This window comes from Gardnerella sp. DNF00571G (assembly GCF_049262695.1).
GTDB lineage: Bacteria > Actinomycetota > Actinomycetes > Actinomycetales > Bifidobacteriaceae > Bifidobacterium > Bifidobacterium piotii.
On the sequence record NZ_CP058396.1, the window covers coordinates 1309079 to 1334021 of the forward strand.

At 47.7% G+C, this 24943-nt stretch carries 13 protein-coding genes, 1 tRNA gene, 3 rRNA genes and 1 riboswitch; of the genes, 5 read left to right on the forward strand and 12 right to left on the reverse strand.

Annotated elements, in window-relative coordinates; genetic code table 11:
* Nucleotides 1-2: 2 nt before the first annotated feature.
* The 4 genes from thiM to HXT30_RS05165 form a co-directional block, all read right to left on the reverse strand.
* Complete coding sequence (thiM, locus tag HXT30_RS05150) at nucleotides 3-1520, reverse strand: hydroxyethylthiazole kinase (protein WP_422111461.1); 1518 nt, start codon at nucleotides 1518-1520, stop codon at nucleotides 3-5.
* Nucleotides 1508-1600: riboswitch (TPP riboswitch) on the reverse strand. Its footprint overlaps the gene before it by 13 nt.
* 100 nt (nucleotides 1601-1700) lie before the next feature.
* A 5S ribosomal RNA gene (rrf, locus tag HXT30_RS05155) occupies nucleotides 1701-1817 on the reverse strand.
* Nucleotides 1818-1984: 167 nt separating this feature from the next.
* Nucleotides 1985-5043 (reverse strand): 23S ribosomal RNA (locus tag HXT30_RS05160).
* A gap of 372 nt (nucleotides 5044-5415) precedes the next feature.
* Nucleotides 5416-6942, reverse strand: a 16S ribosomal RNA gene (locus HXT30_RS05165).
* Together the 16S, 23S and 5S rRNA genes form the textbook arrangement of a ribosomal RNA operon.
* 547 nt (nucleotides 6943-7489) lie before the next feature.
* On the opposite strand from HXT30_RS05165, the gene HXT30_RS05170 reads away from it, so the two are divergent.
* On the forward strand, nucleotides 7490-8272 hold the full coding sequence (locus HXT30_RS05170; protein WP_422111462.1) for an SIR2 family NAD-dependent protein deacylase: 783 nt from the start codon (nucleotides 7490-7492) through the stop codon (nucleotides 8270-8272).
* Between the two features lie 14 nt (nucleotides 8273-8286).
* On the opposite strand, the gene HXT30_RS05175 is transcribed toward HXT30_RS05170, so the two are convergent.
* The 6 genes from HXT30_RS05175 to HXT30_RS05200 form a co-directional block, all read right to left on the reverse strand.
* A complete protein-coding gene (locus HXT30_RS05175; protein WP_422111463.1) occupies nucleotides 8287-10239 on the reverse strand; it encodes an alpha-glucosidase in 1953 nt (650 codons plus the stop codon).
* A 214-nt stretch (nucleotides 10240-10453) separates the two neighbouring features.
* On the reverse strand, nucleotides 10454-11422 hold the full coding sequence (locus HXT30_RS05180) for a ketopantoate reductase family protein (protein WP_415701446.1): 969 nt from the start codon (nucleotides 11420-11422) through the stop codon (nucleotides 10454-10456).
* Between the two features lie 241 nt (nucleotides 11423-11663).
* Nucleotides 11664-12128 carry a nucleoside deaminase gene (locus HXT30_RS05185; RefSeq protein ID WP_415701447.1) on the reverse strand — a complete coding sequence of 155 codons (465 nt, stop codon included), beginning with the start codon at nucleotides 12126-12128 and terminating at the stop codon, nucleotides 11664-11666.
* The gene (locus HXT30_RS05190; RefSeq protein ID WP_422111464.1) at nucleotides 12125-12994 is read right to left on the reverse strand and encodes an alpha/beta hydrolase; all 870 of its coding nucleotides are present in this window, start codon (nucleotides 12992-12994) and stop codon (nucleotides 12125-12127) included. Before HXT30_RS05190 ends, HXT30_RS05185 begins: the two co-directional genes overlap by 4 nt.
* 290 nt (nucleotides 12995-13284) lie before the next feature.
* Complete coding sequence (dcd, locus tag HXT30_RS05195; protein ID WP_422111465.1) at nucleotides 13285-13866, reverse strand: dCTP deaminase; 582 nt, start codon at nucleotides 13864-13866, stop codon at nucleotides 13285-13287.
* Between the two features lie 87 nt (nucleotides 13867-13953).
* Nucleotides 13954-16911, reverse strand: a complete 2958-nt coding sequence (locus HXT30_RS05200; RefSeq protein ID WP_422111466.1) for a cation-translocating P-type ATPase — start codon at nucleotides 16909-16911, stop codon at nucleotides 13954-13956.
* 190 nt (nucleotides 16912-17101) lie between these two features.
* Here HXT30_RS05200 and rlmB point away from each other — a divergent pair, with 190 nt between their 5' ends.
* Both rlmB and HXT30_RS05210 read left to right on the forward strand, forming a co-directional pair.
* A complete protein-coding gene (gene rlmB, locus HXT30_RS05205) occupies nucleotides 17102-18097 on the forward strand; it encodes a 23S rRNA (guanosine(2251)-2'-O)-methyltransferase RlmB (protein ID WP_032815218.1) in 996 nt (331 codons plus the stop codon).
* A gap of 46 nt (nucleotides 18098-18143) precedes the next feature.
* The gene (locus tag HXT30_RS05210) at nucleotides 18144-19889 is read left to right on the forward strand and encodes an ABC transporter ATP-binding protein (protein WP_422111467.1); all 1746 of its coding nucleotides are present in this window, start codon (nucleotides 18144-18146) and stop codon (nucleotides 19887-19889) included.
* A gap of 79 nt (nucleotides 19890-19968) precedes the next feature.
* Here HXT30_RS05210 and HXT30_RS05215 read toward each other — a convergent pair whose 3' ends face one another.
* Nucleotides 19969-20586: a nitroreductase family protein gene (locus HXT30_RS05215; RefSeq protein ID WP_422111848.1), complete on the reverse strand. Its 618-nt coding sequence runs from the start codon at nucleotides 20584-20586 to the stop codon at nucleotides 19969-19971.
* Nucleotides 20587-20688: 102 nt separating this feature from the next.
* Nucleotides 20689-22581, reverse strand: coding sequence for a S1C family serine protease (locus HXT30_RS05220; RefSeq protein ID WP_422111468.1), 1893 nt, complete (start codon nucleotides 22579-22581; stop codon nucleotides 20689-20691).
* A gap of 317 nt (nucleotides 22582-22898) precedes the next feature.
* Between HXT30_RS05220 and tgt the strand changes: the two genes are divergently transcribed.
* Complete coding sequence (tgt, locus tag HXT30_RS05225; protein WP_422111469.1) at nucleotides 22899-24200, forward strand: tRNA guanosine(34) transglycosylase Tgt; 1302 nt, start codon at nucleotides 22899-22901, stop codon at nucleotides 24198-24200.
* Between the two features lie 510 nt (nucleotides 24201-24710).
* Nucleotides 24711-24793, forward strand: a tRNA-Leu gene (locus HXT30_RS05230).
* The last annotated feature ends 150 nt before the right edge of the window (nucleotides 24794-24943 follow it).

The window sequence follows — 24943 nt, forward strand, 5'->3', positions numbered from 1 at the left end:
TTTTATTCCTTCGTAATAGCATCGCGTAATTTGTGTGCTTCTTCGCAAGGATTTTGCGCAAGCATTAGAGCAGATACTACGCATAAACCATCTATTGAAGTGCTTTTAATAGGGAACACGGTATTTTCGTTAACGCCGCCGATTCCTAACGTGCTAATGCCGAGTTCTTTAGCGCGTTTAGCAATCTTTTCTACTCCTTCAACACCTAAAGCAGGAGCAGCGTCTGGCTTAGTGGCAGTAGGCCAAATCGGACCTATTCCAATAACATCAGGCAATGCCACATTTTCTTTAGTGCATTCGTTATAAACGTAATCTAACTGTTCTAACTTTTCTATAGAAAGCCCAACCATCCATTCTGCAGGAATAGACTTACGCGCTTCAATATAAGGCGTATCTGTTTGCCCAACATGCAAGTTGAATCCTAAGCTTTTAGCGCAATCTATACGATCGTCAACAAAAATCGGCACGTTTCCGCAACCATTAGCAAGCATTTTGTCTCGCAAGCTTTGAGCTTTATTATTAAAAGTTTCGCTATTTGCGTACTTATCGCGCAATTGGACTACGCTTGCGCCGCCTTTAACGCAATCAACTGCAATATCTTCTTCTGCTCGATTGCTCATCTTTGGGTCTGTTATAAAGTATAAAGACCAATCAACAGGGTCGAGTTCAAATTCAATATTCGCTAGTTTCAGCATCTCGTCTGCGCTCAAATCCATAAGCGCATCCATCCATAATGTTCTAAATGTACCTGGCGATGTTGAGCGTTGTGCTGCCCAAGTTCCTGCTGCAGCAGCGTGCACGTGAGCGGCAACTGTTGCTGCAAAAGGTCGATTTCGATTCGCTCCAACGTATGCTGCCACCAATGCGCCGAGAGAGCAGCCCGTGCCGACTACTTTCGTCATTATTTCGTGGCCGCCAGAAACTCGTGCCGAGCATCCATGACCATAAATAGCGTCTTTTTCGCCAGAAATAGCCACTACCGAGCCGTATAGTTTAACTAGCTTCTTAGCTGCTGCAACTGCTGAATCAACGGAGTCTCCAGCGTCTACTCCCTTACCGCCGCTTTCTTCTCCAGCTAAACCTAAGATTTCGGAAGCGTTTGCGCGGATTACAGCAGGATGACTTTTAACAATTTCGCGCGCGTATTGCGTGCGTGGAGCTAAACCACCAACTGCAACTGGGTCAAGAACCCATGGAGTGTGCGCTTTTACAGCTCCGCGAATCGCAGCATCCATAGATTCTTTGTCGACTGGCCTGTATGTTCCAATGTTTACTAATACACCAGATGCGATTTGAGCAAAGACTTCAGCTTCTTCTGCATCTACGACCATTGCTGGCGATGCTCCAGCAGCTAGTAGAACGTTTGCAGTTATTTCTTGAACAACATTATTCGTTACGCAATGTGTTAGCGGATTTTTTGCGCGTAAAGCTTCGATGCATTCACGTACATCTTGCATGAATTGCTTGCAACGAGCATTAGTTGAGAATTCACTATTTTTAGAGCACGACACAGTAGTCATGATTTTCCCTTCGCTAGTACTAACTAGATCAGGTTCAACGGGTATAATCTCAGCGCCTACGCGCACCCCGAACCTATATTTGACTATATATGTTCGTTATGACGTTATTTATATACGTTAGCAACAGTGTTAAGCATTAAAAAAGCGGGGAACAATCAAGTTCCCCGCTTAATAAGAATAATGCGGCAGCGTGTTAGTCTCCCACACCCTATCGAGTGCAGTACCCTCACCGTATCAGGCCTTAGCTTCCGGGTTCGGAATGGGACCGGGCGTCTCACCTGAGCCATGACCACCGCAAAACTAGATTATACACTCGCCTTAAGCGAGTGGCAAGCTGGCGGTTTGGGAACCGGACATGAACGCGAGCAACAAGAAGAACAATCATCAAAATCAACAACTTAACCATAATCATGATCGCTTAACACTCCATACTATCTAAGAGAATTAAACGATAAGCAATACAAGTAGTATCACAATCGCCCATTAGTACTGGTCAGCTCCACCCCTTACAGGGCTTCCACATCCAGCCTATCAACCACGTGTTCTACATGGGGGCTCACACACAAAGTGCAAGGAATGCTAATCTTGGAGCAGGCTTCCCGCTTAGATGCTTTCAGCGGTTATCCCTTCCAAACGTAGCTAACCGGCAGCGCCACTGGCGTGACGACCGGCATACCAGAGGTTCGTCCACCCAGGTCCTCTCGTACTATGGGCAGGTCTCCTCAACATTCCAACGAGCGCAGAGGATAGAGACCAAACTGTCTCACGACGTTCTGAACCCAGCTCGCGTGCCGCTTTAATCGGCGAACAGCCGAACCCTTGGGACCTGCTCCAGCCCCAGGATGCGACGAGCCGACATCGAGGTGCCAAACCATCCCGTCGATATGGACTCTTGGGAATGATCAGCCTGTTATCCCCGGGGTACCTTTTATCCGTTGAGCGATGCCACGTCCGTACGCCGGCACCGGATCACTATCTCCGACTTTCGTCCCTGCTCGACCCGTCAGTCTCACAGTCAAGCCCGCTTGTGCGATTACACTCAACACCCGATTGCCAACCGGGCTGAGCGGACCATTGAGCGCCTCCGTTACTCTTTAGGAGGCAACCGCCCCAGTTAAACTACCCGCCAGGCACTGTCCCTAACACGGATAACGTGTCGAGGTTAGACGCCAGATATGGAAAGAGCGGTATTTCACTTGTTGACTCCACGCAAGCTAGCGCCCACGCTTCACAGCCTCCCGCCTATGCTACACGATCCACACCTAACGACAATACCAAGGTATAGTAAAGGTCCCGGGGTCTTTTCGTCCTTCTGCGCTTAACGAGCATCTTTACTCGTACTGCAATTTCGCCGGGCTCCTGGCCGAGACAGTGGGGAAGTCGTTACGCCATTCGTGCAGGTCGGAACTTACCCGACAAGGAATTTCGCTACCTTAGGATGGTTATAGTTACCACCGCCGTTTACCGGGGCTTAAATTCACCGCTTCGCCAAAGCTAACGGATCCTCTTAACCTTCCGGCACCGGGCAGGCGTCAGAGCGTATACAGCGGCTTACGCCTTCGCACGCTCCTGTGTTTTTGGTAAACAGTCGCTACCCCCTAGCTTGTGCCACCCCCAACAGCTCCGCATGTAAAAAACATCACCATCAAGGGTCTCCCTTATGCCGAAGGCACGGGAGTAATTTGCCGAGTTCCTTGGCCAGGATTCGCCCGATCGCTTCGGTATACTCTACCAGACCACCAGTGTCGGTTTAGGGTACGAGCGGAATCACACCTCACGTTGAAGCTTTTCTCGGCAAGCAGGATCACCGGAATCAGCCATACGGCCTACCCATCACGCCTCAGCTTAAACATCCCCCGGATTTACCTAGAGGACAGCCCACACGCTTAGCCACGGAAAACCACCTCCGCAGCCGGCTACCTACCCGCGTCACTCCCACGCTAACCTACTACCGATACGCTCCCAACACTAAACCAGTCAAAAACCCCGAAAGGCAATCAACCAGAATAACGAAGGTTAGTACTCTCAGATTCAGTTCGAACGGTGTAACACCGGTACGGGAATATCAACCCGTTCATCCATTCGACTACGCCTGTCGGCCTCGCCTTAGGACTCGACTCACCCGGGGACGACGAACGTGGCCCCGGAACCCTTAGTCATTCAGCGGACAGGATTCACACCTGTCTCTCGCTACTCATGTCTGCATTCTCACTCCCGTATAGTCCACGACAAGTTCACACTGCCGCTTCACCCCATACAGGACGCTCTCCTACCCCGCGTGAAAAAATCACGCAGCCGCGTCTTCGGTGGCGTGCTTAAGCCCCGCTACATTGTCGGCGCGGAACCACTAGACCAGTGAGCTGTTACGCACTCTTTCAAGGATGGCTGCTTCTGAGCCAACCTCCTGGCTGTCTATGCGACTCCACATCCTTTCCCACTTAGCACGCGCTTCGGGACCTTAGACGACGATCAGGGCTGTTTCCCTTTTGACGACGGAGCTTATCCCCCGCCGACTCACTGCCATGATAAACCTAACAGGTATTCGGAGTTTGGCTGCTATTAGTACCCGGTATGGGCCCGCAAGCATCCAGTAGCTCTACCCCCTGTAAGCAATAACATGACGCTGCACCTAAATGCATTTCGGAGAGAACCAGCTATCACGGAATTTGATTGGCCTTTCACCCCTAACCCCAAGTCATCCCCCCAGTTTTCAACCTAGGTGGGTTCGGTCCTCCACACGGTCTTACCCGCGCTTCAACCTGCTCAGGGCTAGATCATCCCGCTTCGGGTCCAGGACATGCGACTAAAACGCCTTTTAAAACTCGCTTTCGCTACGGCTCCCCCACCCGGGTTAGCCTCGCCACATACCACTGACTCGCAGACTCATTTTTCGATAGGCACGCCGTCACCCCACAAGAAGGCTCCGACGGATTGTAAGCGCACGGTTTCAGGAACTATTTCACTCCCCTCCCGGGGTGCTTTTCACCTTTCCCTCACGGTACTAGTACACTATCGGTCAGACAGGAATACTTAGGCTTACCCAACGGTCTGGGCAGATTCACGCGGGATTCCACGAGGCCCGCGCTACTTGGGAATAAACATAAAGAGACATCGCACGACCTGCTACGGGGCCATCACCCTCTACGGCTGGGAATTCAATCCCATTCACATAACACGACGTTTTATCACTCTCCTCAACCCCGTCAGAGGCTGAACAGTCAATCCCACGACCCCGAATACGCAACACCTGACGGTTATCACACGTACTCGGTTTAGCCTGATCCGCTTTCGCTCGCCACTACTCACGGAGTATCCTTTCCTGCAGGTACTGAGATGTTTCACTTCCCTGCGTACCCCCCACAAAAACTGTGGTGACCACCCATAACAGTGGCCGGGTCTCCCCATTCGGAAATCCTCGGATCAAAGCCCACTCGGCAGCTCCCCGAGGCATATCGCAGCCCGTCACGTCCTTCATCGGTCCTGTCTACCAAGGCATCCACCATACGCCCTTACCAGTGATACACCAGTAAAAAGCCTATCGCTTAACTCTCTAGACAATAAATCATCACACTAAACGATCACAAAACGATCAAGCGACTCCACCAAAATGGAGCCGGTTGAAATTGATAAAAGTAAAAACAAGCAAAACCAAAAAACAGTCTCACTATTCTTACTCGCGTCCACTATCCAGTTCTCAAACCACCAAACACCAAGAACACAAGCCAAAAACAATAAAGCCTCAACCTGTAATCCAAGGGCTAGGACCGCAACCCCAACAAAAGGGGGGTGGCAATCCGGGAACCCAAAAGCATGCCCAACACACTCACAAAACGTTAACTATTGTTTTCCACACCAGTAACCACACTCAATCCGAGCGTGCACAAAAACTCCGTAGAAAGGAGGTGATCCAGCCGCACCTTCCGGTACGGCTACCTTGTTACGACTTAGTCCCAATCACGAGCCTCACCTTAGACGGCTCCATCCCAAAAGGGTTAGGCCACCGGCTTCGGGTGCTGCCCACTTTCATGACTTGACGGGCGGTGTGTACAAGGCCCGGGAACGCATTCACCGCGACGTTGCTGATTCGCGATTACTAGCGACTCCGCCTTCACGTAGTCGAGTTGCAGACTACGATCCGAACTGAGACCGGTTTTAAGGGATCCGCTCCATGTCACCATGTCGCATCCCGTTGTACCGGCCATTGTAGCATGCGTGAAGCCCTGGACGTAAGGGGCATGATGATCTGACGTCATCCCCACCTTCCTCCGAGTTAACCCCGGCGGTCCCCCGTGAGTTCCCGGCATAACCCGCTGGCAACACAGGGCGAGGGTTGCGCTCGTTGCGGGACTTAACCCAACATCTCACGACACGAGCTGACGACGACCATGCACCACCTGTGAACCTGCCCCGAAGGGAAACCACATCTCTGCAGTCGACAGGCACATGTCAAGCCCAGGTAAGGTTCTTCGCGTTGCATCGAATTAATCCGCATGCTCCGCCGCTTGTGCGGGCCCCCGTCAATTTCTTTGAGTTTTAGCCTTGCGGCCGTACTCCCCAGGCGGGACGCTTAACGCGTTAGCTCCGACACAGAACCCGTGGAATGGGCCCCACATCCAGCGTCCACCGTTTACGGCGTGGACTACCAGGGTATCTAATCCTGTTCGCTCCCCACGCTTTCGCTTCTCAGCGTCAGTAACAGCCCAGAGACCTGCCTTCGCCATTGGTGTTCTTCCCGATATCTACACATTCCACCGTTACACCGGGAATTCCAGTCTCCCCTACTGCACTCTAGCCCGCCCGTACCCGGCGCAAACCCACCGTTAAGCGATGGGCTTTCACACCAGACGCGACGAACCGCCTACAAGCTCTTTACGCCCAATAATTCCGGATAACGCTTGCGCCCTACGTATTACCGCGGCTGCTGGCACGTAGTTAGCCGGCGCTTATTCGAAAGGTACACTCACCCGAAAGCTTGCTCCCAATCAAAAGCGGTTTACAACCCGAAGGCCTTCATCCCGCACGCGGCGTCGCTGCGTCAGGGTTTCCCCCATTGCGCAATATTCCCCACTGCTGCCTCCCGTAGGAGTCTGGGCCGTATCTCAGTCCCAATGTGGCCGTCCGCCCTCTCAGGCCGGCTACCCGTCGAAGCCTAGGTGGGCCATTACCCCGCCTACAAGCTGATAGGACGCGACCCCATCCCATGCCACTAAACACTTTCCCAACAAGACATGCGTCAAGTTGGAGCATCCAGCATTACCACCCGTTTCCAAGAGCTATTCTGGAGCATGGGGCAGGTTGGTCACGCATTACTCACCCGTTCGCCACTCTCACCAACCAGCAAGCTGGTCGGATCCCGTTCGACTTGCATGTGTTAAGCACGCCGCCAGCGTTCATCCTGAGCCAGAATCGAACCCTCCACGAAAAACTTCAATGAAGAGCCAACATAAGGCTCCAATATAAAAGAAAAAGACGAGACATTCTTTAAGGAAAGAACATCCCAACAAAAAACCTCACCATCATTTAACCATCTCTCAGGCACCCCACAATCTGTGAGGCTGACAATGAACTGGCAATAATTAACTAATAAGTAGTACAGACACGCTCTTGAGTTCTCAAACCACCACCACACCAGCCGGCTCATCAACCTCAACCGAGGAGAACCAGCCGCGCTGAGCAGCAAGAGATAAACTTACACCAAAGCAAGCCCAAAAGCAAATCACACACAAGCCAACAAGAAAAAACCATTGAAACAAAGCCAAAACATCGGCGTGTTGAAAACACGGCTAAAACCACAACAAACCACCACAACCACCAACACAAAACCAAAAACAACCCAAAAAACCAACAAAAAACCATAAAAAACACAAAACCCGGGAGTGTCGCGCAAAATCACACAAGCCAAATACGCAAAATAATCAAAACAAACAGCATATATGCACACAACATGTGCGCGTGCTATATATAGGTATATGAGAAATAGCGAGAAAAACAGCAATAACAACACACACCATCATATTGTTGTGTTAACAGGCGCAGGAATATCTACAAGCGCGGGCATTCCAGACTTTCGAGGCCCAGATGGAGTTTGGACTAAACACCCAGAGCAAATGAGTGTTTACGATATAGACGCATTTTTAAGCAGCGAAGAAGAACGCATGTACTCTTGGCGCTGGCAAAAAGAGTCGCCAGTTTGGAACGCTCAGCCAGGAACAGCACATAAATCGCTAGTAAAACTTGAGAAAGCTGGGATGCTGGATTTAATCGCCACTCAAAACTTTGATGCGCTTCACGAAAAAGCTGGAAACAGCCCAGACATTGTAGTGAACTTGCACGGAAGCATTGGAACATCACACTGCATGAGCTGCCACGCGAGCTATAAAACTGCGGATATTATGCGCGACTTAGACGCACACCCAGACCCACATTGCAGGCGCGCGCTGCCATACCGCGGAAATATGCCTTGCAACGGTCTTATAAAAACGGACGTTGTATATTTTGGAGAAGCTCTTCCCGAAGGCGCAATGGAACGCAGCGCACAGGCGATTATGCACGCAAGCGAGCTGTGGGTTATTGGCTCTACGCTAGAAGTGTTTCCAGCTGCAAGCCTTGTGCCACTAGCCGCTCGCGCAGGAGTGCCGATTACAATAATGAACCTGGGCGCTACGCAATACGATTATTTGGCAGAGCGCGTAATACGAGAAGATATTGCGAAAGCTCTGCCAAAGTTAGTAGACGAAACTATTGCAAAGTGACTATTGCAAAATAATTATTGCAAGCTAACAGCGATTCCCTCCCAAGGCGCAAGCATGCCATTTTTAAGCGATTTAAGAGCATGATCCACGCTGTAGGTAGAAATCATCACATCATCATACGATACGCCGTTAGCGGCGATATTACGCAACAATTCGGCGCTTTGAGCAGGTATTGCTACAGATGAATCCGTCATATTTACCATTACGAGCAACTTCTTTACAGAAGCGCAAGGCGAATCGCAAGCAACCGCGCTTGAAGAACTCACACCATGCTCAAGACCTGCCTCATCTGCCTCATCTGCCTTAGCATTATCACAAGTCTGCTCAACCTGCCTAATAAACGCGTAAACGCACTCGTCATCCGCATCAACCAAATTCCAAGAACCAGCCGAAACAACAGCCTGCGAATGGCGCAACGCAATCAAATGCTTGTAGAACGAGTAAACGGAATCCGAATCTTCCATCTGCTCAGCAGCATTAATATCTACATAATTAGGATTCACGCTAATCCAAGGCTGCGCATTATTTTGCGACGGAACATTAAAAGGCATAAATCCCGCGTATTTAGACGCATTCCATTGCATTGGAGTTCGAGAATTATCGCGACCGCGCTTTGCGAGCGCATCCATCATAGACTCCGCAGACTGAATATGCGCTTCTTCTACGCGCTGCTTAAACATATTCAACGCTTCCAAATCGCGATACTGCTCAAGACGCGTAAAGTGCGCGTTTGTCATGCCAATTTCTTCACCCTGATACACGTACGGAGTGCCGCGATGCATGTGAAGAAGCATTGCAATCGCCTTAGCAGAAAGCACGCGCATCTCATCGCTAGCCTCACTACCCCAGCGAGAAAGCGCACGCGGCTGATCGTGATTATTAAAGAACAGGCTCGCCCAACCAGACTCGCTAACTGCTTGCTGTTGATCTGCCATTGCGCGCTTTAATGCCGTCAACTTAAGAGGAGTAGGATTCCACTTAGTGCCATTCGCGCAATCAACATTAACTTGATCAAACAAGAAGAGCATGTCTAGCTCGCCATTAGCAGGATTTGTAATATAAGTGTTTCGATGCGCAGAAATTCCAGGAGCTTCGCCAACAGTTAAGAAACCTTCGCGACCCTTGAAAACCGCTTCGCGCATCTCGCGCAAAAACTCGTCTAAACGAGGGCCATCGGAGCAGAAGAAATACGGAGAAGAGTAGCCGTCGTCGCCTGCTGGCGCATCTTCAATCTGCGAACCGTACTCACCTGGCAAACGCCCTTCGCTGTCTACGCGCTTAGAAATTTGCGTAATCACATCCATGCGGAAGCCGTCAATTCCGCGGTCCATCCACCAATTCATCATCTTGTACACTGCAGCGCGAACGGCAGGATTTTCCCAATTCAAATCTGGCTGCTTTGGCGAATACTGATGGAAGTAATATTCGCCGCGCTTTGGATCGTACGTCCACGCCGAGCCGCCAAAATACGAACCCCACTTGTTTGGCTCCGCACCTGGCTCTCCAGGCATACAACCTTTGCGAGCTGGCCTCCACCAATACCAGTCTGCGTAGTCGCTAGAAGCATCTCTTGAAGCCTGGAACCAAGCGTGCTCGTCGGAAGTGTGATTTACTACCAGATCCATAACAACTTTAAGGCCGCGCTTGTGCGCTTGTGCCAAAAGATCGTCCATATCTTCTAGAGTGCCAAAAAGTGGATCAATATCTTGATAATCGGAAATATCGTAGCCGTTATCGTCTTGTGGAGACTTGTAAACAGGGCTAAGCCAAAGCACGTCAACGCCTAAATCAGCCAAATAGTCAAGACGCGAAGTAATGCCCTTCAAATCGCCAATGCCGTCGCCGTTAGTGTCTTGAAAGCTTCGCGGATAAATCTGATACACAACTGCATTTGCCCACCAAGGGTTTGGCGTAGCACCATTTGTGCGCACGGATTGCGGCAAGTTCGCTCTGTTAAAAGTAGTCATATAAACCCCATTAATTTACGTTAATAAGTATTTTTATTGCAGTTTTATTTATTATGCATAATTTTATTTATTGAATAGTATTTATGATTTTAGACTCTAAATTTTATCAGCATACTAGATGTTACGCGCGGATAATAAAAAAGCGGCCCGCAGTAAAAACTACGAGCCGTGTCTCCTTCTCATTCATTGTACAAATTGCAAAATACTCTCCAAATCACTGCTGATTATGCAATTTGAACGCAAGCTCCGCTAAATGAACTCCGTGAGTCAAGAACTCGTGAGTGCGGCAAACGTAGTCATTTTCGCGACCAAGCTTTGCAATATATCCGTTTATATAATCAACTTCTGTCTTTCGACCACGACTCATATCTTGATACATTGAAGGATAGTGCAAAGGATTTGCCACTCGACTTACGTAGTCAATAGCCTCCAACTCCTGCTGACGCGTATTAACCATACGAATTCCTGCACGATCGCACACGTCGTACGCTTCGTTAATAAGTTGACGAGCCATATCCATAGCCCCTGGGTACGAAATAAACTGACCCATTTGAATCTGATACATTGTGCACAAAGTATTAACTACGGAATTAAAAACTACCTTCGCCATGCAAGTACCCTTGAAATCTTCCGTAATAGTAGGATTCAAGCCAGCAGCCTTAAAATCATCTCGCATAGCAAGCTCAACATCGCTCACCTGCTCATTCAACGCACACATATTCATTGTGCCAACGCCAACTTTACCAATAAAATCAACGTCTCCAGGACCATTCAGCACGGTTGCAATCATTGCGGTACCGCCGTAAATACGATCGTCCGAGAAATATTGCTGAAGCTTTTCAAAATGGCCCCAACCGTTCATTGCAGCGAACACAACCTGATGATCCTTAAACAAATGCTTGCATCGCTCCAACATCTCCGCAAGCTGCATCTGCTTCATAAACACAATCCACACGTCTGGATCGCCTTCATAATCTTCTGGAGTATACATATTGATTGGCACAAGATGGCGATTCTCGTGATCTCGGCTAACCATTACACCACCCTGCTCGCGAACCTTATTCACATTTTCATCCCAGGCATCAATGAAATCAACATGAATGCCAGCCGTTTCCTGCAACAAAACGCCATAGCGATACCCCATAGCTCCAGAACCGATCATTGCATATTTCATGTCACTCATAATGACACCTCCATGTAGGCTTGTAAGTAAAGTGGTAGCCGCACATAAATTCATAAATTTTCATTTACATGGATTACGCGGAAGCAACCACGAATATAACAAAAAGCAGAAGACTGAATGAGTGAAAAACAATCAGTCAACTGCTCTTTGGTTTTTATAGCATGTTACACAGTTTTTTGAGAATGTCAAAATTTTTCTAATTACATCTTTACAGCGTTTCTAATTAAAAAATTATTCAGTTTTATCGATGATTTTCGAAAAAATTACGCAATAACTGCACACACTGCGATTCGCAAACGGAGCCAAAAACTTGCGGATGCGAGCCAATATGAGGATCTCGTAAAATATCCCAAACAGATCCGCATGCGCCAAGTTTTGAATCCCATGCGCCAAAAACAACGCGACTAATATGCGTTTGTAAAATCGCGCCAGCGCACATTGGACAAGGCTCCAACGTAACAACAAGCGTGCAATCGCTAAGATTCCAAGACTTGGCGTATGCTGCCGCCTGCCTAATCGCAAGAATTTCTGCGTGAGAAAGAGGATCTGCGTCTTTCTCGCGAAGATTAGAGCCGCGGCCAATAATCACCCCAGAACCATCTACAACAACAGCGCCAACTGGAACTTCTCCACAATCGGAAGCAACTTGTGCAAGTCGCAGCGCCTCTTGCATTAGCGAAACATATTCGCGCGCGCGCAAAGTCACATTAACCCCGAAGAAATATTGTGCAACGCAAACCAAGAGCGAATATCGCCAAGTTCTTCCATGTGAACTGCATGGTCAAGTCCGCGGTAACGCTTCTCTTCCAGCCACGTATGCTCCTCAAGCCAGGCTGCAGCCGCCGAAAACTCGTAAGGAGCAATAACAGCATCATCCAAGCCGTAGCCAAAGAAAACAGGCGTATTAAGATCCGCAAGAACGTCGTCGTTAAGAGAAATATCTTTAGCAATATTAGGAGCCACAAAGCCAGAAAGCGCAACGGATGCGCGATAGCGATCTGGATTAAGCCTAAGAACATGAATCGCAAGAGCCGCACCTTGCGAAAAACCGAATGGAACAACAGCGCGGTCTTCGGGAACGTTCGCCGCAACCCACTCATCAATCGCAGCAGCCGCAGCATACATATCTCGGTCTAAGTCATCTCCATTAGGCACAGCATCATGGAACCAACTGTAAGCGCCTTGAGCCAAGCGAAGTGGAGCACGCAAAGAAATCGCATCGTTATAAGGAGCCACAACGCGCATTAAATCAAGCAAATCGTCCTCGTTTGAACCCCATCCGTGCAACAGCAAAAGAAGAGGCCTTGTGGCGTATGCAGCTGCTTCGCCTCGAGAATACTTAGCAACGCTTACATGCAAATCTTCGCCGAATCTGCCTGGAACAACACTAGATTCGCGGCCAGCATGAAGGCCATTTGAAGCACCATCCGCGCTGTCTTCGCTGTCAAAATCGCCATTATTGGCGTTGCTGTTGCCGTTATTGCCGCTGCCAAAATCGCCGCCGCCAAAATCATTATTGTTAAATTCGCCGTTGTCGAACTCACTAGAGATCACACCGTTATGATTAGTCATAATTACAGCATACGGCACAGCTTTGGCATTTACACAGCGAACACTGCATAAAAATTTAACCCCAGCCGCTTGGACTGGGGTTTAAATTTAAGGAAAAATATGAATAAGCTTTCGTGAATTACCTTTTAAGTTTTTCACTAATATTATGAAAACACATAATCCTTAGCGCTGCTAGTGAACTAGCTGATAACTTGCTGAAAGTTTTCTACTTTTCCCCTGATTTTTCTTAAAAATCGAGACTAATCGAGACTAATCGAGACTAATCGAGACTAATCAAATCTTAATTAAGACTAATCTTCCAAATTTGCGCGATAGAAGTTCTCGTAAGACCTAGACGGAGTTGGACCGCGCTGACCTTGATAGTGAGATCCGTTAACAGAAGAACCGTAAGGATTCTCGCATGGAGAACTCAGCTTAAAGAAGCACATTTGCCCAATCTTCATTCCTGGCCACAATTTAACTGGCAGCGTACTAACGTTTGAAAGCTCCAAAGTAATGTGACCTTCAAAACCTGGGTCAATAAAGCCAGCCGTGGAATGAGTCAAAATTCCAAGACGGCCAAGCGAGCTTTTACCCTCTAAGCGCGCAGCAATCGTAGAATCCAACTTCACATACTCCCAAGTGGAGCCAAGCGCAAACTCGCCAGGATGCAAAATCCAAGGCTCATCAGGCGCAACCGCAAACTGCTCAGTCAACTCCCCCTGGTTTTCTGCAGGATCCACGTACGTGTAAGCGTGATTATTGAACAAGCGGAAGAATCGGTCGAGCCGCACATCAATCGACGCAGGCTGCACCATTTGTGGGGTCCATGGAGTCAAATCAATATGACCCTCGTCATGAGCTTTGAGAATGTCGCAATCAGACAACAGCATAACGTCAAATCTCCTTGCTATAAAACCGCGTAAAAACACCTAAATACACTAATATGCCAAGTGTAGCGCGTGCCGCGGTCGAAAATATTAGGCAGAAATTGCAACAGAGGAAGCAGCTTTGCGCTTAGCAATAAAACGCAAAACGCACTTTCTTAACTCCGAAGCAATAAGCACAACCATTGAAAGCCCAAGGCACTCCACCCACTCCATAAAGTCGAGCGGAACTGTGCCAAACGGGCCATTAAGGAATGGTATATAAATTACAGCAAGCTGCAACACTACGGAAACTGCGATTGCACCCCAAAGCCAACGATTTGCAAACAAGCCAACAAACACGCTTTGTAAATGCGAGCGAGACGCAAGAGCATTAAGCATTTGAGCAAACACAAGAATAGTGAAGCCCATTGTGCGCGCATGAGTCATTTGAGCAGCATGAGTTAAAACAGTTGTGGAGCGGTCTGTAAACAATCCGCCAGCCAAATGCATATCCATGCCAATCAACGTTATAGCTGCCATAATCACGCCAATAAATACAATGTCTCCCCACATTGGCTTATCAATAACGCTATCCGTAAGTCTTCGCGGACGCCTATTCATAACATCATCCGTTTGCGGATCAACACCCATTGCGAGCGCAGGAGCCGCGTCCGTAAGCAAATTAATCCACAAAAGCTGCGTTGCGAGCAAAGGCAAAGTCACACCTACAGAGTTTGGCTGCGTAATTCCCAAAGCGCCAGCAAACACTACGCCACCAAACACGGTGAACACTTCGCCAACGTTGGAACTAAGCAAATATCTCAAGAATTTACGAATATTGTCGAAAATTCCGCGTCCTTCGCGCACAGCTGCAACGATTGTAGAGAAGTTGTCGTCTGCCAAAATCATCTTTGCAGATTCTTTAGTGACTTCCGTACCCGTAATGCCCATTGCAACGCCAATATCTGCCGACTTTACGGCAGGAGCATCGTTTACGCCGTCGCCAGTCATAGCAACAATATTGCCTTGCCTTTGAAGCGAGGAAACAATCGCAAGCTTGTGTTCTGGAGCAACTCGCGCGTACACGCTCACTTTGCTAATAGCATCATCGAAAGCAATATTGTCATCGTCTCTAGAAAGCAACTCGTCAAGCTCATCGCCTGTAAGCGCATGCTCATCTTTTCCAATAATGCCAAGGTCGCGAGCGATTCGAGCGGCAGTAAGCGGATGATCGCCCGTAATCATAACAGTTCGGATTCCAGCACGATGCGCTTGAGCAACGCTATCTCGAACTTCGATTCTAGGAGGATCAATAATCGCAACCATGCCGTTCCAAATCAAATCAGATTCCAAAACATCGCTTTGTTCGGCAACATCTGCGATTTGGCCTGCAGCATTAGAAACCATGCCGTCAACTTTAGCTAAACTATCTACGCCAAGCGGCCTATACGCCATTGCAAGCGTGCGATAAGCTTCGCCAGAGAGCTTTTCCACATTTGCAAGAATTTCTTCGCGGTCTCCTTCTGTAAGCGGACGAACAGCGCCAGCTACTGCGATTCGCGTGCAATAAGAAAGCAAAACATCTGGAGCGCCTTTTGCGCAAACAATAAGATTCCCAGAATCCGAGCCGTCTTTAACAACAACAGACATGCGTTTGCGCTCAGAAGTGAACGGCACTTCCGCAACGCGACTAAGATGCGCGTAACGCTTGTCTGCCTTAGTTTTGCGAGCCGCAACAATAAGCGAAACCTCGGTAGGGTCGCCAACTGGCTGCCATGCGTCAGACGATTCATTATGGTTCAAATCGCCATCGTTTGCCAAGTACCCAGATCCGAGCGCGCCAATCACCTCTGTAGCTAGAGCTGGAGGAACCGCCAAATCCGCATCTAAAGAACCCAGCAAAACCATTCGTCCCTCTGGCTTATACCCACTACCCGTAAGCTGTACTTGGCCGCTAGGCGTTATAACACGCTCAACAGTCATCTCGTTTCGAGTTAGAGTACCAGTTTTATCGGAGCAAATAACAGATGCGGATCCAAGCGTTTCTACAGACGAAAGCTTTTTAACAACAGCATGATGCTTTACCATGCGCTGAACACCCAAAGCAAGAACAACCGTCAAAATAGCAGCCAAGCCTTCTGGAACAGCAGCAACAGCAAGAGAAACAGAAAGAAGCAAAGAATCTATAACGTCTTCAATAGTATGGAAGCCTTCAAGAGCCCACATAGACGCAAGCACAACGGCTGCAATAATACACACTGCGATTCCAAGAACCTTAGATACGCGAACCATCTCTTTCTCGAGAGGAGTGGCTTCTTCTTGCGCACTAGAGAGCATATCCGCGATTTTTCCAACCTGAGTTTTCATGCCAGTAGACGTGACGATTGCGCGGCCAGTTCCTTGCGTTACGGCAGTGCCATTAAACACCATGTTTGTGCGGTCTGCCAAAGACTTTGGCGAAGCTAGAGTTTCTGGACGCTTGCTAACGGCAACCGATTCTCCCGTAAGGCTTGCTTCCGCAACGCGCAAAGAAGCTGCTGCAATAAGCCTTGCATCTGCAGAAACAGCATCGCCTTCGCCAAGAACCAAAATATCTCCAGGCACAACATCCGCTGTGTCTATGCGCATAACTCGCCCATCTCTAAGAACAGACGTTTGTGGAGCGCTCATTTTTGCCAGCGCCTCAACCGCTTCTTGCGCGCGCGACTCTTGAATATAGCCCAAAACTGCATTTGCTATAAGAATCACGATTATAACTATTGAGTCAAACGGCAAAACTTCGCCGCCACTTTCGCCACCATGCTGTGCGCGCTCAACAAACCATGCGATTGCGGAAATAATAGTCGCCGCTATAAGCAAGTAAACAAGAGGATCTTTAAACTGTTCGAGGAACCTCTTCCACGCTGGCGTTTTAGGAGCACCAGCTAGAGCGTTCGGACCAAATTGCGCGAGCCTTCTAGAAGCCTCATCGCTACTTAGACCAGTAGAAACATTTACATTAAGCGCATCTGCAACACTTTGTGCGTCTTGCAATGACGGATCTTTGGATTGATCGCTTTGATCAACCATATTTTCCCCCTTGGGAGCGCCGCGGAGTAGTCAATAATCAAAATTTTTACGCAAAGTTGACTCAAAATCTTGATTATTGCGCGGTTATGGATTATTGCAATAACAATAATTTGCAATAATTAAGTACCGTTCTATTATGCCACATAAAGCGCCAAATACTAATGCCTCGGGGGCGTGTGAGAATAAGAATATGGCTATGAAAAAAGGACCGACCAAGGGGTCGGGTGGAAAACATCGTAATGCATTGCGCGGCAAGGGTCCTACTCCTAAGGCAGAAGATCGCGTTTACCATAAAGCTTATTTCGCTAAAAAAGCTGCGATTAAGCGCACTTTTGCAGATCCGCGTTTGGCTGCAAGACGCAGAGTAGATAAGTTGGGCACAGATAGCGATGAGTTGGTTATTGGGCGAAACGCAGCTCTTGAAGCTTTGCGCGTAGGCGTTCCTAGCACGCAGCTTTATGTTGCAAATCGCATTGAGCACGACGATCGCACGCGCGAAATCGTTAAGCTTGCTGGCATGCAAGGCTTGCGACTTTTGGAGGCGGATCGCCTGGAGATGGATCGCATTGCTCACAGCACTAATCATCAGGGCATTATTTTAAAGGTGCAACCTTATCAATACTCTTCGTTGCAAGAGCTTGTTGATCGCGCAGAAAAGAAGGCTCGCGCTATGGAAGCAGCGGATTCTGCATCTGCACGCATTAACGCACGCCCATTGTTTATAGCGCTAGACGGCGTTACCGATCCGCAAAATCTTGGTGCTGTTATTCGATCCGCGGCCGCTTTTGGCGCAAATGGCGTAATTTTGCCAGAGCGCAGAAGCGCATCTGTTACGGCTGCAGCTTGGAAGGTTTCTGCAGGAGCCGCAGCACACTTGCCTGTTGCTCGAGTTGTGAATTTAAACAAGGCGATTCAAGGTTTGCGCGAGCGCGGATGGTATGCAATTGGCCTGGACGGCGGCGGAGACAAGCTTGTTGGCGAAACTGGCTTTGAAACCGATCCGCTTGTGGTAGTTCTTGGAAGCGAAGGCAAGGGCATGAGTCGCCTAACGCGCGAAGCTTGCGATGCTATTGCTGGAATCCCAATCTCTAGCGCTGTTGAATCTCTTAACGCATCCGTTGCTGCTGGAATCAGCTTGTATGCTGTTGCTAATGCGCGTAGGCTTGCCGCTTTAAGTCAAAATTAGTAATTGTTTGCAATTAAGAGTATTGCGGATTTAAGAGTTAACAGTAATGCGGATTTTAAAGCTACGCAATTTACAAAGCTCACATAACGCGCGCACATTGGCACAGCTATTGGCTTTTGTTCTATACATTGCGATTATTGCAATCGTAATGTGTTTCCACGAACCTTGGTTTGACGAAGCTCAAAGCTGGCTGATTGCGCGCGATTCGCCAATCGCAAGCATTTTTAGCATTAGAACGCATTACGAAGGTCACCCTCCTTTTTGGAATCTTTTACTTGCAATTGCAGCCAAAAATGGCGTTCCATACGAGTTTGGAATTAAGGGAATTCAGCTGATTTGCGCAAGCTTACTTGGCGCGTGGCTTATTTTTAATTCGCCTTTTAAGCACACAAGTAGCCTTGCGACTTTTCTTATTCCGTTTACTTATTTTGCTTGCTTCCAGTACGGAGTTACATCGCGACCATACGCCTTGCTTTGCTTAAGCTTGCTGGTAGCGGCACATTATTGGAATAGTGCGGATTCTAAGACTTCTAGTGCTTGGAAACTGGCGATTAGTCTTATGTTTATGTGCCTGCTTAGCGTGTATGGAATCGCGTTTGCTGCAGGATTTACGATTGCTTGGATTTGGCGAGTTTTTAGCAAGAATATTAACGAAGACCTTAACGAAGATCTTAGCAAAACTCGCAATAAAACTCTTGATTTTAGTGCCATTTTTCACGCGATTAAAGCAACAATCTCATTAAATTTGGCGCAACTTATATCTTGGGGATTAATCGCCATTTTTGGCGTTGCAAACCTTGCTCTTGCATGGCCCGCAAAAAATGCGTTCGCCACTCGTGCAACGATTGATGGCAATTCAACAATCGCAAAATGCTTCGCTTTTATATTTGTAATGCCTTCCGAAAGCATGTTCACAAGCTTTTATGGCGATATTTCAATGCGAAGAATGCCTTTTGACTTTTTGCCAATCGCAGTATGCACGCTGTTCAGCCTTGCGATTTGGGCATTTGCAATTAGAATCGCCAAGCGCAGAAAACTACTTGCAGTTCTTGTAATCCCTTATCTTGTTCTTACAATCGTAGCCGTTCGCTATTTTACGCTTCACCACGCAGGTCTAATCTTTGTGTTTTTGCTTAGTGTGCTTTGGATAAGTCACATAAAAGAGCCTCTTAGCAGCAAGGATATTCCTGCGATTTTTGTTAAAATCGCCCCTACTAAATTCAGATTTATAAAAAACAAAACTTTGAAAATCAACGTGCTGATTTCAATAATCCTTGCACCAAGCCTAATTTGGAACGCGTTTGCTTGCGTAAACGACATTCTGTTTGACTATTCGCCTTCTAGAGCTGTAGCGCAATACATATCTAGTAATCACTTGCAAAATAAGCGTTTTGTAGCATCTTGGCTCCATAATTACGAGCAGGTTGACGATAGTGGAAACGTTATTTCGCACGAAGAAATCGACACTCACCAATATTCGTGGCTTTTAGTGGGCGCAAATCCTTATTTTTCTAAGAATCTTATAGACTGCGCTTACAAAAACAAGACTTTTATAACAAACGAAAGTTCTAGCGCAAAACAGCAAGAAAAAGAGTTGGCAGCGTGCGCTGCAAAAGGCGAGCCAGAGTTTTTTGTTAGCGAGTCCAACCAACCGTGGTACTACTTCTTGGCATTAAACTACAACATTTCGCATTACAAAGCGCATGCTGTTTCCAACGTTAAAACGTCTTGGAAGGCTCTTGTTTGGGAAAGCACTGCCACTATTTACGAGCGCAAAGCGCATATAAAATAAGCGAAAGCGGTTGTTTAGCAATCACTAAGCAACCGCTACACAATAGCTACACAATAGCTAAATAACCGCTACACAGCTACTACAGCAGCTCAATCTTTGGATGCTCGGCTCTAAACTCGTTTGTGTGCGAATCGCTAGCATACCCAAGCGCAAATCCAGTTAAAAGCTCCATGTTTTCTGGAACATCAAACTCCGCGTCTAGCGGATCTCGCCAAGTTGCCAAAACGCCAAGCGGGCAAGAGTCAACGCCTAAATCTTTAGCAGCAAGAAACAGCGTTTGCAACATAAGGCCAGCGTCCATTGCAGCAAACGGCATAAAATCACGCCTAGCTAAAACAAAGCCAATAACAGGCGCTCCAAAAGCCTCGAAATTTCTGCGCGTATGGACGTTCCTGGCTGCAAAATCGTGCCTTTCAATTCCTAAATGCGAATATAACGCTAGACCGAGTTTAGCGCTTCGCTGCTTTAAGTCGCTAGGGTACGGATTTGCAACAGGAACGTCGCCATTAGGCGCTGACTCTTGAGCAAACTGAGCGCGCTCAGATTCACTCAAACTCTTATCTTTGGCTTTAAGCATTGCATTGCACTTATCTAAATAAGCTTTTACAATGTTGTCTTTTTTGCTGCCTTGTGCAATCGCAAGCGCATAAGCCCTTGTGTTACTCCAGCTTGGCGCAAGCGAAGCGGTGTGCAATATTGACTATAAAACGTTTTGCTCAATCGGCTTGTTTAAAAAGTCGCGTGCAGAAAACCGCTCCGATGCGAGTTGGCCAAAATCTTTGTAAGTCATGGTATCAGTTTACCAGAAACCGAATGGGTCAAAAATGCCGCCATCGTCGGAATCGTCGTCTCCGCCTCTAGGAAGCTGATCCAAAGGATCGTCGTCGTCATCCGAAGAATCGCCGCCGCTGCCCTTTTGGCTCTTATTCTGGGAAGAATCAGGCTTCTTGTTACCGCGCTTTCTTAGCGAGCGAGGGTCTTGGCGAGTTGCACCATTAACCGCTGCTTCTTCTTGGTTAAACTTAACAGTTAAGTTGACGGTTCCGTTTCCACGAACAACCGTTATTGTTGCTTTATCTCCCAAAGCGGTAGCGCGCACAAATCCAAGCAGCGAGTAGTTGCTTGTAACCGACTTGCCATTAAACGCTACGATTGTATCTCCAGCACGCATTCCCGCCTTTGCAGCAGGAGCACCAGGCGTTACAGACGCCACTTGAGCGCCTCCGCGCGTAATGTTATTTTGCGTTACATTTACGCTTTTAACCATGATTCCAAGAGCAACGTGCTTTACAGAACCATGCTTAATGATCTCGTTTACTACGCGCTTAACAAGGTTAGAAGGAATAGCAAAGCCGATTCCAATAGAGCCTGCTGTGCCACCTCTTGCAGAAGTTGCAGCAATAGACGAGTTAATACCAATCACTTTCCCAGAAGCGTCGAAAGTTGGGCCGCCAGAATTACCTGGATTAATTGCGGCATCAATTTGTACAGCATTTGTAACGATTTCCGAACGACTTTGATCGTCCATAACAGAAACTGGGCGATTAAGCGCAGAAACAATGCCTGTTGTAGCAGTATCGTCGTATCCAAGCGGATTTCCGATTGCCATTATTGGCTGGCCGACTGCGAGCGCGTCCGAATCCGCAAAATCAACTGGCTTTATGCTGCTAGGCAAACCGTCTACTTTAAGCACAGCCAAATCAGTAGTTTTATCTGTTCCAACAAGCTTAGCCTTGTAAATCTGACCGTTAGAAAGCGTTACTTGAAGCTGTTGCATGCCAGCAATAACGTGGTTGTTTGTAACAACGTGACCCTGCTTGTCGATTATTGCACCCGAGCCTTTGCTCATGTTTTTGCTGTTGCGCGCCTGAATAGACACAACGCCGCCAGAAACATTTTTAGCAACCGAGCGCCAATCAGGAGACTGACCGCCTTTTACTACGGCTGTTCCTTTTGAAGGACTTTGCGCACCCACATCTGCAAGTGTTCCAGCGCCTGGAATAGGAATCAAGCCTTGAGTAAGAACAAACGCCATTACAACAACGCACACAATTGCAGAAATAATGGACGACACAATTGCCACCATTATTGTTGAGTTTTCTTTATATTCCGCCTTAAACCCGCGCTTTTTATAAACCACATTTGGAGTTTGGCTTGACGCTTGATCTGGCACTTGATCTGGCACTTGATTTGGCGCTTCAGCAGGCTGACTTTCCGCGCTATTATCAGCGCTATTGTCATCGATACTATCCACACTACTATCCGCGCTATTGTCATCGCTTAAATCGTAAGGATTGCCGAATCTAGTTCGCTTTTGCTCGCCATTTGCATTATATGGATCGCCATAAGGCAAAAATGGGTTATCTAAACCGTTTCCGTATTCTGAATTTGCATAATCACGGCTATTTGCGCTATTCGCTACACTTGCATTACTCGCGCCAATTTGCTCTTGATTTTGCAACGATTCGCCAGAATGATTAGAATCACCGCTATTTTTATTTGCATCACCATTATTTGCATCACTCGCGTCTACAGGGCCATACGCTCCGTATTCTGGAGCTGGTCTATAAATCTGCTCTGGCTCCACATGATTTTCCTGCGCGCTCGTTGGCTCCGATTGGCTTTGTGAAGCATTGCCATTATGCTCTTCACTAGAATCGTAGGCCTTAGAATCGTAAATATCGTCAGCCATTAATCCTCCTTAAATCTTTTACAAAGCATACTCTAATCTGATTACACAAATTCATACAAGCTAATATGCAATTAATGTGCAATTTTTACACAATTTTTCGTTTACAATACGAGTTAAACGTGCCGCTCTTAAAATTACCTGAATATTTAGTAGTATAAATGCCGTATAAATACCACATATAACCCATAAATTAGCTAACTATTTTTATAAAAATTATAAAAACACGTAAAATTTAACGAACGGCTGCTTGCGACTTTTCCGCGCGCAATACCGCAACTTATGCGCGTATCGTCATACCTTCTAATAGAGTAAAAGGTATGACTAATCTTATTGAACACCCACGCGGAGCAGAGCCTGGTAAGCCTGGAGATCGCAGCGAATTCTCGTTTACAACAAAAACGCGTTTAGAAAATGCTGCAGACGGCAAGGGAAAAGACGGAGCCAGATACGGGCGAACTGGTGTGATTCGCACGCCTCATGGCGATATTTGCACGCCTGCGTTTGTGCCAGTTGCAACACAAGGCGCAATGAAGGCCGTGCTACCAGAATCAATCAAAGACTTGGGCGGCCAATGCATGCTTTCTAACGCATTCCACTTGTATGAGCGCCCTGGCGAAGACATTTTAGACGAAGCTGGCGGCCTTGCAAAGTTTATGAACTGGGATGGTCCAACTTTTACAGATTCTGGCGGATTCCAAGTGCTTTCGCTTGGTGCAGGATTTAAAAAGACGCTTGCAATGGATGTTACTGGCATGAAGTCAGACGATGTTATTGCAGAAGGCAAAGAGCGCATGGCATTCGTTGACGAAGATGGCGTTACTTTTAAGTCTCCTCTAAACGGCTCGATTCACCGATTCAGCGCAGAAATCTCAATGGGGATTCAGCACAAGCTTGGCGCAGATATTATGTTTGCTTTCGACGAGCTTACAACGCTTATGAACACTCGCCGCTACCAGGAGGAGTCTGTTGAGCGCACTTTCCGATGGGCTAAGCGTTGCGTTGAAGAACACAAGCGATTGACCGAGGCGCGATTAGGAAAGCCGTATCAGGCGTTGTATGGAGTTGTTCAAGGCGCGAATTACGAGGATTTGCGTAGGCGCGCGGCGCAGCAGATTGCTTCGCTCGACTTTGACGGCGTTGGAATTGGCGGAGCGATTGAAAAGCGCATTATTGGAGACACTTGCGCTTGGATTTGCGATGCTATGCCAGAAAATCGCCCTCGCCACGTGCTTGGAATTGCTGCAGTAGACGACATTTTTGCTTGCGTAGAAAACGGCGGAGATACGTTTGATTGCGTTGCCCCTGCGCGATGCGGGCGAAACGGCGCGATTTTTACTCGCCACGGACGCTACAACGTAAAGCGCGCAGAATTTAAGCACGACCAGGGGCCACTTGAAGCTGGCTGCGATTGCTACACTTGCACGCATTATTCGCGCATGTATGTTAGCCATTTGCTGCGCGCTAAAGAGATGAACGGATACACGCTTGCCACTATTCACAACGAGCGATTCTTTGTTAAGCTTCTAGACGACATTCGCGCGTCGATTGACGGCGGATATTTTGAAGACTTCCGCGACGAGTCGCTTGCGCACTACTATGAAAATGGATCGCGTGGATAGTTTGCTTGTTGCTGCGCGCTTTGACCGCGCAGCAACATGATCTGCTTTTCCGCGTTTTGTACGTGATTTAGGCCAAATATGGTACAAAGTGCGTCACATCTGTTCACGCGTTACAAGATTACATAGGTTACGTCAAGTGAAGTAGAGATTCGAGATTTTTCGCACTGAATGAGATGAACCTCAGCATGAAATGGTGATTCATCGAATGAAGAAGAAAAATCGAGAATCTCGGCGATGAAAACCACGCAAAAGTTCTAGATATTCAGAAGGTTTGATGTATTTCTCTACGAGCAATAAATAGCGCCATCCCAAAACCTAAAACCTTAGAATATTAACGTTCATAAACTATCCGCAAAAGTGCGCGTCACTTGCGAGGAGAGAAATACTCAAACCTCGCGCAATACCAAGCAAAGACGTGAGCGCGCTCTAAGTCGAATGCACTTCGGAGCGCAACACACAAGGGTAGTATTTGCTAAAAGCGCGCAAATATGGTAGCTTTGTGGTCTGTATGCGAACGTGGCGGAATGGTAGACGCGCTGTCTTCAGGTGGCAGTGAGTGTATACTCGTGCGGGTTCAAGTCCCGCCGTTCGCACTCTTTAAGAACGTTGATTTTTCAACGTTCTTTTTTATTTTGTGGCAACGACTGCAACATCATGTGCAACAATTGTGCATTTGCTTAAAAATGTGTGATAGACTGAATAGTGAACGTCATAAGACGTCATACGTGTTAAAACATTGGTGT

Excerpts from the sequence above, each read along its gene's own strand:
- thiM (WP_422111461.1), bottom strand. The coding sequence starts at position 1,520 with ATGACTACTGTGTCGTGCTCTAAAAATAGTGAATTCTCAACTAATGCT.
- HXT30_RS05170 (WP_422111462.1), top strand. The coding sequence starts at position 7,490 with ATGAGAAATAGCGAGAAAAACAGCAATAACAACACACACCATCATATT.
- HXT30_RS05175 (WP_422111463.1), bottom strand. The coding sequence starts at position 10,239 with ATGACTACTTTTAACAGAGCGAACTTGCCGCAATCCGTGCGCACAAAT.
- HXT30_RS05180 (WP_415701446.1), bottom strand. The coding sequence starts at position 11,422 with ATGAGTGACATGAAATATGCAATGATCGGTTCTGGAGCTATGGGGTAT.
- HXT30_RS05190 (WP_422111464.1), bottom strand. The coding sequence starts at position 12,994 with ATGACTAATCATAACGGTGTGATCTCTAGTGAGTTCGACAACGGCGAA.
- dcd (WP_422111465.1), bottom strand. The coding sequence starts at position 13,866 with ATGCTGTTGTCTGATTGCGACATTCTCAAAGCTCATGACGAGGGTCAT.
- HXT30_RS05200 (WP_422111466.1), bottom strand. The coding sequence starts at position 16,911 with ATGGTTGATCAAAGCGATCAATCCAAAGATCCGTCATTGCAAGACGCA.
- rlmB (WP_032815218.1), top strand. The coding sequence starts at position 17,102 with ATGGCTATGAAAAAAGGACCGACCAAGGGGTCGGGTGGAAAACATCGT.
- HXT30_RS05210 (WP_422111467.1), top strand. The coding sequence starts at position 18,144 with ATGCGGATTTTAAAGCTACGCAATTTACAAAGCTCACATAACGCGCGC.
- HXT30_RS05220 (WP_422111468.1), bottom strand. The coding sequence starts at position 22,581 with ATGGCTGACGATATTTACGATTCTAAGGCCTACGATTCTAGTGAAGAG.
- tgt (WP_422111469.1), top strand. The coding sequence starts at position 22,899 with ATGACTAATCTTATTGAACACCCACGCGGAGCAGAGCCTGGTAAGCCT.